Origin of the sequence: Pseudomonas sp. FW305-28, assembly GCF_017351395.1 — a bacterium.
GTDB lineage: Bacteria > Pseudomonadota > Gammaproteobacteria > Pseudomonadales > Pseudomonadaceae > Aquipseudomonas > Aquipseudomonas fluorescens_AA.
On sequence record NZ_JACNDD010000002.1, the window covers coordinates 19,413 to 32,684 of the forward strand.

Annotated in this window: 12 protein-coding genes; 3 read left to right on the plus strand and 9 right to left on the minus strand. The window is 62.4% G+C overall.

Annotated features, from left to right (window positions below; all coding sequences use genetic code 11):
• Positions 1–185 precede the first annotated feature (185 nt).
• The gene (ppc, locus tag J4E53_RS00765) at positions 186–2,816 is read right to left on the minus strand and encodes a phosphoenolpyruvate carboxylase (protein ID WP_103307895.1); all 2,631 of its coding nucleotides are present in this window, start codon (positions 2,814–2,816) and stop codon (positions 186–188) included.
• Positions 2,817–2,997: 181 nt separating this feature from the next.
• Here ppc and J4E53_RS00770 point away from each other — a divergent pair, with 181 nt between their 5' ends.
• The 3 genes from J4E53_RS00770 (at position 2,998) to J4E53_RS00780 (ending at position 4,982) form a co-directional block, all read left to right on the plus strand.
• Complete coding sequence (locus J4E53_RS00770) at positions 2,998–3,342, plus strand: hypothetical protein (RefSeq protein WP_003198166.1); 345 nt, start codon at positions 2,998–3,000, stop codon at positions 3,340–3,342.
• A gap of 386 nt (positions 3,343–3,728) precedes the next feature.
• Positions 3,729–4,142 (plus strand): DUF4398 domain-containing protein, encoded by a 414-nt coding sequence (locus J4E53_RS00775; RefSeq protein ID WP_003198164.1) that lies wholly within the window; start codon positions 3,729–3,731, stop codon positions 4,140–4,142.
• A gap of 51 nt (positions 4,143–4,193) precedes the next feature.
• Positions 4,194–4,982 carry an OmpA family protein gene (locus J4E53_RS00780; protein WP_060743077.1) on the plus strand — a complete coding sequence of 263 codons (789 nt, stop codon included), beginning with the start codon at positions 4,194–4,196 and terminating at the stop codon, positions 4,980–4,982.
• A 192-nt stretch (positions 4,983–5,174) separates the two neighbouring features.
• Here J4E53_RS00780 and J4E53_RS00785 read toward each other — a convergent pair whose 3' ends face one another.
• From J4E53_RS00785 to J4E53_RS00820, 8 genes are all read right to left on the minus strand, one after another.
• Positions 5,175–5,504 (minus strand): hypothetical protein, encoded by a 330-nt coding sequence (locus J4E53_RS00785; RefSeq protein WP_030139524.1) that lies wholly within the window; start codon positions 5,502–5,504, stop codon positions 5,175–5,177.
• Positions 5,501–6,406, minus strand: a complete 906-nt coding sequence (locus J4E53_RS00790; protein ID WP_103307896.1) for an alpha/beta hydrolase — start codon at positions 6,404–6,406, stop codon at positions 5,501–5,503. The genes J4E53_RS00785 and J4E53_RS00790 overlap by 4 nt, the downstream gene beginning before the upstream one ends.
• Positions 6,407–6,554: 148 nt before the next feature.
• On the minus strand, positions 6,555–7,832 hold the full coding sequence (locus tag J4E53_RS00795) for a flavohemoglobin expression-modulating QEGLA motif protein (protein WP_014336757.1): 1,278 nt from the start codon (positions 7,830–7,832) through the stop codon (positions 6,555–6,557).
• A gap of 36 nt (positions 7,833–7,868) precedes the next feature.
• Complete coding sequence (locus J4E53_RS00800) at positions 7,869–8,423, minus strand: hypothetical protein (RefSeq protein WP_103307897.1); 555 nt, start codon at positions 8,421–8,423, stop codon at positions 7,869–7,871.
• A gap of 58 nt (positions 8,424–8,481) precedes the next feature.
• Positions 8,482–9,198: a TetR/AcrR family transcriptional regulator gene (locus tag J4E53_RS00805; protein WP_103307898.1), complete on the minus strand. Its 717-nt coding sequence runs from the start codon at positions 9,196–9,198 to the stop codon at positions 8,482–8,484.
• Between the two features lie 101 nt (positions 9,199–9,299).
• Positions 9,300–10,802, minus strand: a complete 1,503-nt coding sequence (gene lysS, locus J4E53_RS00810) for a lysine--tRNA ligase (protein ID WP_060739030.1) — start codon at positions 10,800–10,802, stop codon at positions 9,300–9,302.
• Between the two features lie 108 nt (positions 10,803–10,910).
• A protein-coding gene (gene prfB, locus J4E53_RS00815; protein ID WP_095963568.1) for a peptide chain release factor 2 occupies positions 10,911–12,006 on the minus strand; the annotation gives its coding sequence in 2 pieces (ribosomal slippage) (positions 10,911–11,933 and positions 11,935–12,006; 1,095 coding nt in all).
• Between the two features lie 258 nt (positions 12,007–12,264).
• Positions 12,265–13,266, minus strand: coding sequence for a PleD family two-component system response regulator (locus J4E53_RS00820; RefSeq protein WP_060743078.1), 1,002 nt, complete (start codon positions 13,264–13,266; stop codon positions 12,265–12,267).
• Positions 13,267–13,272: the final 6 nt, after the last annotated feature.

The window sequence follows — 13,272 nt, forward strand, 5'->3', positions numbered from 1 at the left end:
ATACACAGCAGGCCCGACCCACACAAGCCGCCGAAAGTCGGAGTAACCCGCGCCCGATACGACCTTCGGAGGGGGTGGCGAGCGTCGCAACCGAACAACAAACTGTCGCCTGCTCGACCTGCGCCCTCCCCTGGCGGACAGCGCCCGGGAACGCCGGACGAGCCGTTTCGGTGCGCTGCCTGATGTTAGCCGGTATTGCGCAAACCGGCGGCAATTCCCGCCACAGACACCAGCAACGCCTGTTCCACGGGGCTGCCCTGGGCCACATCCTGCTGCCGCGAGCGCGCCAACAGCTCGGCCTGCAACAGGTGCAACGGGTCGAGGTAGGTGTTGCGCAGGCGAATGAATTCCAGCGTGGCTGGGCTATGTGCCAGTAGCTGCGACTGACCGGTCAAGCCAAGGACCACCGAGCAAGCCTGCGACAATAGGTCGCGTAAATGCGCACCCAAAGGCAGCAGCCCAGGTTCCACCAAACGCTCGTCGTAAGAGCGCGCGATATCGGCGTCGGCCTTGGCCAGCACCATCTCCAGCATATCGATGCGGGTCCGGAAGAATGGCCATTGCTCGCGCATCTGCCCCAGCAACTCACCTTCGCCGCGCTCCAGGGCCTTGCTCAGCGCGGTTTCCCAGCCGAGCCAGGCCGGCAGCATCAGGCGGGTCTGGGTCCAGCCGAAGATCCACGGGATCGCCCGCAGGCTTTCGATGCCGCCGGCCCGACGCTTGGCCGGACGGCTGCCCAGGGGCAGGCGCCCGAGTTCCTGCTCGGGGGTGGACTGGCGGAAGTACTCGACGAATTGCGGGTTCTCCCGCACCACGGCGCGGTAGGCACTCACGCCGTCGGCCGCCAGTTCATCCATCAAGTCCCGCCACTGCGGCGTGGGCGGCGGCGGTGGCAGCAACGTCGCTTCAAGCACCGCGGCGAGGTAAAGATTGAGGTTCTGTTCGGCGATGTCCGGTAGGCCGAATTTGAAACGAATCATTTCGCCTTGTTCGGTGGTGCGGAAACGCCCGGCCACCGAACCGGGTGGCTGGGACAGGATCGCCGCGTGCGCCGGACCGCCGCCACGGCCCACGGTGCCGCCACGCCCGTGGAACAACAGCAGTTCGACTTGCTGCTCGCGGCAGATGTCCACCAGCCGCTCCTGGGCCCGATACTGTGCCCAGGCCGCCGCCGTGGTCCCGGCATCCTTGGCCGAGTCGGAATAGCCGATCATCACTTCCTGGGGGCCTTGCAGCCGTGAGCGATAGCCGGGCAGCAGCAACAGCCGCTCGATCACCGGCCCGGCGTTGTCCAGGTCGGCCAGGGTTTCGAACAGCGGCACCACGCGCATCGGCCGCAACACGCCGGCGTCCTTCAACAACAACTGCACGGCGAGGACATCGGAAGCCGCACCAGCCATGGAGATCACATAGGAACCCAGGGACGCCGCCGGCGCCGCCGCCACTTCACGGCACGTCGCCAACACTTCCGCGGTGTCGGCCGAGGGCTTGAAATGGGCCGGCAGCAGCGGGCGCCGGTTGTTCAGTTCCTCGAGCAGGAAGCTGATGCGTTGCTCCTCGTTCCAATCCTCATAGCGGCCCAGGCCCAGGTAGTCGGTTATTTCCGTCATGGCGGCGCTATGACGCGTCGAGTCCTGGCGCACATCGAGGCGCACTAGGAACAAGCCGAAGGTCACCGCCCGGCGCAGACAATCGAGCAACGGCCCGTCGGCAATCACGCCCATGCCGCACTCGTGCAGGGAGTGGTAGCACAGCTCCAAGGGGTCCAACAGTTCGCGGTTGTGCTGCAGCACCTCGGCGCTGGCTGGCGTGGCGGCACTCAAGGAGGCGTGGGCCCAGTTGCGGGTGGCGCGCAGGCGTTCACGCAGTTGCTTGAGCACGGCGCGATACGGTTCGGCGCTGTCGCCGGCCTGGGCACGCAAGGCCTCACTGGCGTTTTGCATGGACAGCTCGGCCGCCAGTTGGTCGACGTCACGCAGGTACAGGTCCGCCGCCATCCACCGCGCCAGCAACAGCACCTCGCGGGTCACGGCGGCAGTGACATTCGGGTTGCCGTCACGGTCGCCGCCCATCCACGAGGCAAAGCGGATCGGCGCGGCCTCCAGCGGCAGACGCAAGCCGGTGGCGGCATGCAGGGCCTGGTCGGCCTTGCGCAGGTAATTGGGGATGGCCTGCCACAGCGAATGCTCGATCACCGCGAACCCCCACTTGGCTTCGTCCACCGGGGTCGGCCGGGTGCGGCGGATCTCTTCGGTGTGCCAGGCTTCGGCGATCAAGCGCTGCAGTCGTTCGTGAATCTGCGCGCGCTCGGCGCTGGTCAGGTCGCGGTGATCCTGGCCGGCCAATTGCGCGGCGATGGCGTCGTATTTCTGGATCAGCGTACGGCGAGCCACTTCCGTGGGGTGGGCCGTGAGGACCAGTTCGATCTCCAGGCGCCCCAACTGCCGAGCCAGGGCCTCGGCGCCATGGCCCTCGGCCCGCAACCGGGCGAGCAGCTCGGGCAGGACCCGTGCCTCGAAGGGCGCCGGTTGCGACTCGTCGCGACGGTGGATCAGTTGGTACTGCTCGGCAATGTTGGCGAGGTTGAGAAACTGGTTGAACGCGCGCGCCACCGGCAGCAACTCATCCTCGCTCAGTTGGTTGAGGCTGGCGCTGAGTTCGGCGTCCACGGAGCCGCGTCGATCAGCCTTGGCCCCCTTGCGGATCTGCTCGATCTTGTCGAGAAACGTGTCCCCATACTGTTCGCGGATGGTATTGCCCAGCAGTTCGCCGAGCAGGTGGACATCCTCGCGCAAGCGGGCATCGATATCGGTCATCAGCATTTCTCCAGCAAAAAAGTCCGGACAGCTCTTGGCTTAGAAGAGTGCCGATGCCCGTCGCTTATGACAAGCGACGAAGGGACTTTAAACCTTGTCCAACAAAGCTAGTCTCATGAGTAAGCCACACAACGGCTTGTCACTCACCGCGCCTGCCACGAGCAGGCTGATTGAGGTCATCATGAAAATTCGTGAGCTTGCCCAGCATTGGGAAGAAAACGCCAAGGGTCGCCTGACCCAGACCGGCTACACGATCCATCTGGACGTGGAAGCCGCCGCGCGCCTGGCAGCGATCTGCGACATGTACCCCAAGCGCCAGCCCGAGGAGCTGCTGGGCGAGCTGATCGGGGCGGCGCTGGAAGAGCTGGAAGCGAGCTTCCCCTACATCAAGGGTTCGCAAGTCGTGGCGACCGATGAAGAGGGTGACCCGCTGTACGAAGATGTGGGCCCGACCCCGCGATTCCTAGCGTTGTCCCGTCGCCATCTGCACGAACTTTCCTCGCAGAACGACAAATCCAAACACTGATTTCCCTACAGCCCAAATCTTGTAGGAGCTGCCGAAGGTTGCGATCTTTTGATCTTTCGCTTGAGACTCAAGCGGCAGGGGAAAGATCGCAGCCTTGCTTCGCTCGGCAGCGCCTACGCGCGCGCCCTCCCCAAAAACGCACGTCTCCCTACGCCGGGAATACCGCTGCGCGCCCTGAAAGTTCAGCTTTTCTGCCACTGACCGATCAGTCAGTAATTCTTTTGGCGAATGGCCATCCTCGCTGAACTTTTGAAAAACGCCTCGGGTCACACCGAGTAACCATACTGGAACGGTTGTTTAAATAAACGCGCCTTGGCGCCAACGCCAAACCAGACGTCACGGTTTCGGTCCCAGCATGGATTTGTCGTTTTCTCAGGAGTTTTCCAATGGAGTTGAAGCCTATGAATACCTGCACTGCCAAACCCTCATCCACTGGCCTGCGCGGCTTGAAGTTGGCTGCCCTGGCGATCGGTAGCAGCTTCATTCTCGCCGGTTGCGCCGGTAATCCACCGTCCGAGCAGTACGCGGTGACCCAATCGGCGGTCAACAGCGCGGTCAGCGCCGGCGGCACCGAATTCGCCGCTGTGGAAATGAAATCGGCCCAGGACAAACTGAAGCAAGCCGAAATCGCCATGCATGACAAGAAGTACGACGAAGCCAAGCGACTGGCCGAACAGGCCGAGTGGGATGCCCGCGTCGCCGAGCGCAAGGCCCAGGCCGCCAAGGCCGAACAAGCACTCAAGGATTCTCAGAAAGGGGTTCAGGAACTGCGTCAGGAAGGCATGAACAAGGTTCAGTAAACCGTTCACGCCACGACGTACTTCTCATTGATAAAAGGACGACAGACTATGATGCACAAACACTTGATGATGCCCGCCCTGCTCGCTGCCTGCGTAGCCCTGGCCGCTTGCTCCCATGACCCGAACGCGAACCTGGAACAGGCTCGGACCAACTACAACGGCCTGCAGGCCGACCCGGCGGCGACTAAAGTGGCGGCCCTGGAGACCAAAGACGCGGCGGACTTCCTGGCCAAGGCCGACAAGGCCTACCTGGACAAGGAAGACGAGGCCAAGGTCGACCAGTTGGCCTACCTGACCAACCAGCGCGTCGAAGTGGCCAAGCAGACCATCGCCCTGCGCAACGCCGAAGCCGAGCTGAAAAACGCCGGCGACGAACGTGCCCGTGCGCTGCTCGACGCTCGCAATGCGCAGATCAAGCAACTGCAGGACAGCCTGAACGCCAAGCAGACCGAACGCGGTACCCTGGTGACCTTCGGCGACGTACTGTTTGCTACCAACAAGTCCGACCTGCGCTCCAGCGGCCTGGTCAATGTGAACAAACTGGCCCAGTTCCTCCAGGAAAACCCGGACCGCAAGGTGATCATCGAAGGCTACACCGACAGCACCGGTTCGGATTCCTACAACCAGTCGCTGTCGGAACGCCGCGCGGGCTCCGTGCGCACCGAGCTGGTGAAGATGGGCGTCGACCCAGCCCGTATCGTGACCCAGGGTTACGGCAAGGAGTTCCCGGTGGCCGACAACACCAGCGTCTCGGGCCGCGCCATGAACCGTCGCGTGGAAGTGACCATCTCCAACGACAACCAGCCAGTGGCCCCGCGCTCGACCATGAGCGCCAACTGATCGGCTGAATGCAACAAAAAAGCCCCGCCTGACTTCAATCAGGCGGGGCTTTTTAATGAGTTGAGCCGGTCGTATCCCCCTGTGGGAGCGAGCTTGCTCGCGATGGCGGCAGGCCAGTCGACATAGGTGCTGACTGATCCACCGCTATCGCGAGCAAGCTCGCTCCCACAGGGATCACCGACATTCAGGGCATTACGGCTGAAGCTTCTGCGGCGTCTCCTGGCCCATGCAGCGCACCGCGCGCTTCTTCTCGTTGATCAGCACACCGGTCAGGCCTTTCTGCTCGGTGTCGAACAACACCAGTACACCGTCGATGCATTGGGCGACCTGAGGGGCCGGTTCCAGGGACACTTTGTAGTCCTCTCCCGGCACGGTCTTGAGCATGGTGAACTGGTTGAGCAGCAATGCGTCCTCGGGCTTGGCGAAGTGCAGGTAGCCGTAGTACCACAGCACAGCAACGGTGCCGAGGATGCTGCAGATACCGGTGATGATCAGGGGGATGGCGTTACGTTCTTCGCTCATTGCGGGTTCTCTGGTGATTCAACGGGGGATTTCGGGTAGTTCGGGACTTCGCCCAGGCGGCGCAGGCCGTCGAAGTGCTGGGGGTCGTCGAGGTAGCGCAGCATCACGGTGCGCCAGGTCGGGTCGGCGAATGTCTGCACATGGCCGCCGCGGGTCAATTGCAGGACCCGCGGTGGCGGCGCAGCTTGATACAGGCGGATGCCGTTGGAAAGAGGCACGATGGGATCGTCCAGGCTGTGGTAGATCAATTTCGGCACGCCATTCAATTGCGCCACGGAACTGATCGCGCTGTCACCGTCCGGCACCAGCCACGACAACGGCACCTGGAGCGGCCAGGTCAGCCACGATGTGCTCAGGGCAAACCGCCCGACGTCGCGGTAACTGGCGGGCACGCCATCGAGCACCAGGGCCTTGAGCTGCCGTTGCCGCTGGGGATGTTCCACCAGGTAATGCACCGCCAGCGCACCGCCCAGGCTCTGGCCGAGCAGCACCAGCGGCTTGCCCTGGACCTCGGGCGACTGGTCGAGCCATTGGAACGCGGCGTCGATGTCCTGGTAAATCGCCGGCAGGCTCGGCTCGCCTTCGGACACGCCGTACCCCCGGTAATCGACCATCAACACCTGGTAACCCTGCTCCGGCAACCACCAGCTCCCGCCCAGGTGCCAGGCCAGGTTGCCGCCGTTGCCGTGCAAATGCAGCACCGTGCCCTTGACCTCCACGCCTGGCTTGACGGGCAGCCACCAGCCTCGGAGCTTGAGGCCGTCAGCGGTGGTCAGGGTGACGTCGCGGTACTCGAGCTTGGCCCGCTCGGGGGTAAACGGCAGGCCGCGCTCGGGGTAGAACAGCAGTGAGCTGCAACCGCTCAGGGCCAGCAACAGGCACATGATGCCGAGGGTTCGCATCCGGTGAAACCTCGCAAGATCAGGGTTGAAACATAACCCCCTTGTGGGAGCGAGCTTGCTCGCGATAGCGGTATGTCAGTCACGGCTGTGTTGACTGTCCTGATGCTATCGCGAGCAAGCTCGCTCCCACAGGGGGTAGGTATTGTGTTCAAAGGATATTGGAATAATCCGCTTCGATCCGATCCAGGCTCAGGTGATTCAGGAAGTTGGAGAAACACATCCAGGCCGACAGGGCGTTCATGTCGCGGAACTGCTCGGGCAGGTACTTGGGCGGCACCACCAGGCCTTCGTCCACCAACTGGCGCAACGTGCGCATGTCCTCAAGAGTGGTCTTGCCGCAGAACAGCAGCGGCACCTGCTCCAGCTTGCCTTTGCGCACGGCCAGCTGAATGTAGTTGTAAACCATGATGAAGCCCTTGAGGTAGGACAAGTCTTTGGTGAATGGCAGCCCGGTCGGCACCGAGCCACGGAACACCCGGCTGGCGTTACCGTAGCTTTCGGCCATTTCAAAACCCTGCTCGCGGAAGAACTCGAAGACCTGCAGGAAATCGGCGCCCTCCTCCACCATGTGAATGGCCCGGGTGCGGTTGGTCAGCTTGCGCAGGCGACTGGGGTAGGAGGCGAAAGTGATGATTTCCATCAGGATCGCCAGGCCTTCCTGGGTCACCGTGGACGAGGGCGGGCCCTTGGACAGGAAGGTGCAGATCGGCTGGTTCAGGCCGTTGAGGGTGGTGCCGACGTGCACCAGCCCTTCATGGACCTCCAGCGCCCGCACATCGCGTTCGTTGAACATCGCATCGGTGCGGATCTTGATGTAGTCCGCGCCCGCCGCCGCGTCGGCCACGATGCCATCGGACTCGAACACCCGGATGGTTTCCTCGGCTTCGCCGAACACCCGGTTGAGACGGTGTTGCAACAGGCTGACGGCTTCCTTGGCGCTGAGGACTTTCGGCTCGTCCTTGAGGTCGCCACGGCCATCGATGTTGTTCAGGTAATCGGAAAGCATCAGGCCCAGGTCGGCCAAGGTCGGGTCGCCGGCGTGGAAGGCATCGGAGGCGGCGCCATAGAGTTCCTGGGAGATCAGCCCGAAATCCTCGGTGCCACGGGCTTCGAGCATGCGCACCACCATGCGGTATTCCTTGCACATGCGGCGCATGATCTGGCCAACCGGGTTGAACTGCCCCAGTTGTCGGGTAATGTCGCGCTCGATGTTCTGGAACTCCAGCTTCACCTTGCTGGAATCGAAGGACAGTGGCCGGTTGAGGTAATAGTCGCGATCCACCGCAGGCATTTCCTTGCCTTTGGCCTTGAGAAATCCTTTACGGATGCTCTCGTCCCACTTCACCGCATCGAGGATGCGAATCGGCGTTTGCGCCAGCACAATGCGATCGGACAAGGTGCGTATCGTCTGCTGGTAATCGTCCACCCGGAACTCCTGTGAAAAAACGTCCGCTTGTAGCAATTATTGGGATTTGGCCAGTCGCTGGTAACGCACGGCTTCCGAGAACACATCGGAATTGGCCGGGTCGTCGAGGTAGCTGAAAACCTTGTTCATGTCGCTGTCCACCAACACGCCTTCGCCCTCCTCGCTCTGGTTCGGCTGGCCGCTGAGGAGCTTCTGGCCGATGGCCTGGTTGATCTGCTCCAGGTCCAGGTTGTAGACCACCAGTTCCTGTTTATCGGTCAATTCGAAACCGGCAATCAGGAAATGGCCGCCATAGCGGGCCGGCACCTTGGCCGACAGGTACCAGCGGCTGCCGTGACGGGAGACGGTCAGGGGAATGGCTTCGCGCTCATGGGGCCTGGCCCTGAAGTAGCTGATGGCCTGGTAGCGGTGCTTGCCGACCTGCGTCAGCTCCAGGTTCAACGGTTCGCCCCAGGCATTGGTGCTGGTCCAGTGGCCGAGCAGGCCCGCGGGCGCGGCCTCGCTGTCAGGCAACGGCGCCTTGAACGACACCAGGCAGCCACTGAGCAGCAGCAACGACACGGCCAGTACAACGGCACGCCAGGCTTTCATTTGAACTCCCTATGGCAGGTGGCGCCTCGCCACAAGAGCTGTGGTGAACCCGTCGGGATTACACCGACGCCAGTACCAGGTGCATGTAGCGGGTCAGGATGCCGAGCATATCTTCATCGGCGACCGGCTCGGCGCCATTGAGCAAGCCCTGATATTCCATCCGTCCGATAATCGCCGTCAACACTTTGGCATCCTGTTGCGGCTCGCGGGAGCCTAATACCTGGAAAAACTGACACGTGCCGTGCAACAAAATCTGCTGGTGGGAACGCACCAACTCCGCCAGGCGCGGGTTGAGCAGGGCTTCCTGGCGAAAGGCCTGCTCGGCCATCAGGTAGTCACGACGACTGTCCAGCTGATGCCGCACGTAGTCGGCGGTCATCCGGGCAATGTCGTCCGCCAGTTGCGAGCGCGATTGGGCGCTGCCGTCACCATAGGCGACCATTTCCCGCAGCAGGCCTTCGTTGTTGGCCCACAGCTTGCCCATGAACGCCGCGCTACGTTCCACGTACTGGGCGAAGGTGTCGGTGAGCAGGTCATCGATGTCCTTGAAATAATACGTGGTGGCCGACAGCGGCACGCCCGCTTCAGCGGCCACCGCGCGGTGACGCACCGCACGCACGCCATCGCGCACGACAATGCGCATGGCCGCATCGAGAATCTCCTGGCGACGCTGCTCACTGCCCTGTCGGCTGGCCTTGCGGCCCTGGTACTGAACACTTTCAGCGACAGCCGTGGCGACGCCCGCTGCACCTTCTGAAGCCATTGCACGATTCACGACAGGTCTTCCTCGCTCTTTGAAAAACTAACCAATTGATACGTTTGTACCAGACAGGCAATAAAAAGCCGCCCTTCCAGGCGGCTTTTTAGTTGAAGCACTTACGCTTGAGGCCGCATGTGCGGGAAGAGAATCACATCCCGGATCGACGGTGAGTTGGTCAACAACATCACCAGGCGATCGATGCCGATGCCTTCGCCGGCGGTCGGCGGCATGCCGTACTCCAGGGCGCGCACGAAGTCGGCATCGTAGTGCATGGCTTCGTCGTCGCCGGCGTCCTTGTCGGCCACCTGGGCCATGAAACGCTCGGCCTGGTCTTCGGCATCGTTGAGCTCGGAATAGGCGTTGGCGATTTCACGCCCACCGATGAACAGCTCGAAACGGTCGGTCACGCTTGGGTTCTCGTCGTTGCGACGGGCCAGCGGCGACACTTCGAACGGGTACTGGGTGATGAAGTGCGGCTGTTCCAGCTTGTGCTCGACCAGTTCTTCGAAAATCATCACTTGCAGCTTGCCCAGGCCTTCGAAGCCAAGCACCTTGGCGCCGGCCTTCTTGGCGATGGCACGGGCCTTATCGATGTCCTGCAGGTCGGCGGCGGTGATCTCAGGGTTGTACTTGAGGATCGAGTCGAACACCGACAGGCGCACGAACGGCTCGCCGAAGTGGAACACCTTGTCGCCGTACGGCACGTCGGTAGTCCCGAGAACAAGCTGCGCCAGCTCGCGGAACAGTTCTTCGGTCAGGTCCATGTTGTCTTCGTAGTCGGCGTAGGCCTGGTAGAACTCGAGCATGGTGAACTCGGGGTTGTGCCGGGTCGAAACACCTTCGTTACGGAAGTTGCGGTTGATCTCGAAGACTTTCTCGAAGCCACCGACCACCAGCCGCTTGAGGTACAGCTCCGGCGCGATGCGCAGGAACATTTCCATGTCCAGGGCATTGTGGTGGGTTTCGAACGGCTTGGCCGCCGCACCGCCAGGGATGGTCTGCAGCATCGGCGTCTCGACTTCCAGGAAGTCACGCTTCATCAGGAAGCTGCGGATGTGGGCGATGACTTGCGAGCGCACGCGGAACGTCTGGCGCACGTCTTCGTTGACGATCAGGTCGACGTAGCGCTGGCGATAGCGCTGCTCGGTGTCGGTCAGGCCGTGGTGCTTGTCCGGGAGCGGGCGCAGGGACTTGGTCAGCAGGCGCACGCTGGTCATCTCGACGTACAGGTCGCCCTTGCCGGAACGAGCCAGGGTGCCTTCGGCGGCAATGATGTCGCCCAGGTCCCAGGTCTTGACGGCAGCCAGGGTTTCTTCCGACAGGGTCTTGCGGTTGACGTAGACCTGGATGCGCCCGGTCATGTCCTGGATCACCATGAACGAACCACGATTGAGCATGATACGACCGGCCACCTTGACTGGAATCGCCGCCTCGGCCAGCTCTTCCTTGGTCTTGTCCGCATACTGCTTCTGCAAGACGTCGCAGTAGGCGTCGCGGCGGAAGTCGTTGGGGAAGGCCTGGCCCTTGGCGCGCTCGGCAGCAAGCTTTTCCTTGCGCAGGGCGATCAGGGAGTTTTCTTCCTGTTGCAGGGCTTGCGGGTCGAGTTCTAGGTCGCTCATGTCTTTAAGGATTCCATCACAGGTTCGTTGCCCCCGGCCCGGGCCGGAGTTTGCGAGCGAGCCGCGCTTCTTGATGGAAGCGTGCCCGCCCGCCGCATGGGTGTCGCGTTACAGCCCTTGTTTGAGGCTGGCGATCAGGTATTCATCGATATCGCCGTCGAGCACCTTGTCGCAATCGCTGCGTTCGATGCTGGTACGCAGGTCCTTGATCCGCGAGGCGTCGAGCACGTACGAACGGATCTGGTGACCCCAGCCGATGTCCGACTTGGTGTCTTCCAGCGCCTGGGACGCCGCGTTGCGTTTCTGCACTTCCTGCTCGTACAGGCGGGCCCGCAGCATCTTCATCGCGGTGTCTTTGTTGGCGTGCTGGGAACGCTCGTTCTGGCAGCTGACCACAGTGTTGGTCGGTACGTGGGTAATCCGTACCGCCGAGTCGGTGGTGTTGACGTGCTGGCCACCGGCCCCGGAGGAACGGTAGGTGTCGATACGCAGGTCCGCCGGGTTGATCTCGATTTCGATGTTGTCGTCGATTTCCGGCGAAACGAACACGGCCGAGAACGAGGTGTGGCGACGGTTGCCGGAGTCGAACGGGCTCTTGCGCACCAGGCGGTGCACGCCGATCTCGGTCCGCAGCCAGCCAAAGGCGTATTCGCCCTTGATGTGCACGGTGGCGCCCTTGATCCCGGCGACTTCACCGGCCGACAGTTCCATGATGGTGGCGTCGAAACCGCGCTTGTCAGCCCAGCGCAGGTACATGCGCAGCAGGATGTTGGCCCAGTCCTGGGCCTCGGTGCCGCCGGAACCGGCCTGGATGTCCAGGTAGGCGTTGTTCATGTCCATCTCGCCGCTGAACATGCGGCGGAATTCCAGCTTGGCGAGGTTCTCGTCGAGGCGTGTCAGCTCGGCGACGACATCGCCGACCGCGCCTTCATCGTTCTCTTCGACAGCCATGTCCAGCAGGTCGCGGCAATCGGCCAGGCCGCTGGACAACTCGTCCAGGGTCTCGACGATCTGCGCCAGCGCAGAACGCTCGCGGCCCAGTTCCTGGGCGTACGAAGGGTTGTTCCAGACATTCGGATCTTCAAGCTCGCGATTGACTTCGGTCAGGCGCTCATGCTTTTGATCGTAGTCAAAGATACCCCCGAATAGTTTCGGAGCGCTCGGACAGGTCCTTGATGGTGTTAAGGATCGGGTTGATTTCCATGGCGGGCAGCACTCGTTGGCGAACTTTTGAAAGCCGGCGAGTATAACGTAATCAAGCGCCAGCGGCAGCCCGCCTGGCGGCTTTAGAGGATTGAGGCTTGCTCAGCGCAGATCGCTCGTAACAAGTGAGCTGTGGGAGCAAGGCTTGCCCGCGATGAAGTCGGTGCGGTTTCAAGTGGAAATAAGGTGCCTTCATCGCGGGCAAGCCTTGCTCCCACAAGCTTATCCCTCACCACAAAAGCCAACTCGCCCAGCTGTATTATTCGACCCCCACCCGATTACGCCCATTGTGCTTGGCCAGGTACAGCCCCTTGTCCGCCGCCGAGATCAGTTGCCGGCAATCGCCACCTTGCTGCGGCGTGACGGTCGAGACACCAATGCTGATGGTCAGGTTCTCGCCGCCGTCGGGCGTGGTGTGGGGGATTTTCAGGGCGACGACGCTCTGGCGCAGTTTCTCGGCCATCAACCGGGCGCCGCCCGGCGAGGTGCCGGGCAGCACCAGGGCGAACTCCTCGCCGCCGTAGCGGGCCGGCAAGTCGGACGGACGGCTGCACGCCTCGCGGATCGCCGTGGCGACCTTGCGCAGGGCTTCGTCGCCCTCCAGGTGACCGAAGTTGTCGTTGTAGGCCTTGAAGTAGTCCACGTCGATCATCAGCAGCGACAGTTGGCTCTGGTCGCGCATCGCCCGGCGCCATTCCAGCTCCAGGTACTCATCGAAATGCCGGCGATTGGACAGCCCGGTCAGGCCGTCGGAGTTCATCAACCGTTGCAGCACCAGGTTGGTGTCGAGCAGCTGCTGCTGGCTAACCCGCAGTGCGCGATAGGCCGCGTCGCGCTGCAACAGCATCATGTAGGAACGCGAGTGATAGCGGATGCGCGCCACCAGTTCGATGTTGTCCGGCAACTTGACCAGGTAGTCGTTGGCCCCGGCGGCGAACGCCGCGCTCTTGACCAGCGGGTCCTCCTTGGTGGACAGGACAATGATCGGAATATCGCGGGTGGCGGGATGGTTACGGTACTCGCGCACCAGGCTCAGGCCGTCGAGGCCGGGCATCACCAGGTCCTGGAGAATCACCGTCGGCTTGATACGAATCGCCTGGGCGATGGCCTGGTGGGGGTCGGAGCAGAAATGGAAGTCGATGTTTTTTTCATTCGACAGCCCGCGCCGCACCGCTTCGCCGATCATCGCCTGATCGTCGACGAGCAAGACCATGGCGGCGTTCTCATCGCGCTTGAAATCGTCGAGCTGCAGGTCATTCATCATGGT

What these genes read in the sequence shown, in the direction of transcription:
- J4E53_RS00790 (WP_103307896.1), bottom strand. Translation starts at nt 6,406, where the DNA reads ATGCGAACCCTCGGCATCATGTGCCTGTTGCTGGCCCTGAGCGGTTGC.
- J4E53_RS00780 (WP_060743077.1), top strand. Translation starts at nt 4,194, where the DNA reads ATGCACAAACACTTGATGATGCCCGCCCTGCTCGCTGCCTGCGTAGCC.
- J4E53_RS00775 (WP_003198164.1), top strand. Translation starts at nt 3,729, where the DNA reads ATGGAGTTGAAGCCTATGAATACCTGCACTGCCAAACCCTCATCCACT.
- J4E53_RS00770 (WP_003198166.1), top strand. Translation starts at nt 2,998, where the DNA reads ATGAAAATTCGTGAGCTTGCCCAGCATTGGGAAGAAAACGCCAAGGGT.
- J4E53_RS00785 (WP_030139524.1), bottom strand. Translation starts at nt 5,504, where the DNA reads ATGAGCGAAGAACGTAACGCCATCCCCCTGATCATCACCGGTATCTGC.
- J4E53_RS00800 (WP_103307897.1), bottom strand. Translation starts at nt 8,423, where the DNA reads ATGAAAGCCTGGCGTGCCGTTGTACTGGCCGTGTCGTTGCTGCTGCTC.
- J4E53_RS00820 (WP_060743078.1), bottom strand. Translation starts at nt 13,266, where the DNA reads ATGAATGACCTGCAGCTCGACGATTTCAAGCGCGATGAGAACGCCGCC.
- lysS (WP_060739030.1), bottom strand. Translation starts at nt 10,802, where the DNA reads ATGAGCGACCTAGAACTCGACCCGCAAGCCCTGCAACAGGAAGAAAAC.
- ppc (WP_103307895.1), bottom strand. Translation starts at nt 2,816, where the DNA reads ATGACCGATATCGATGCCCGCTTGCGCGAGGATGTCCACCTGCTCGGC.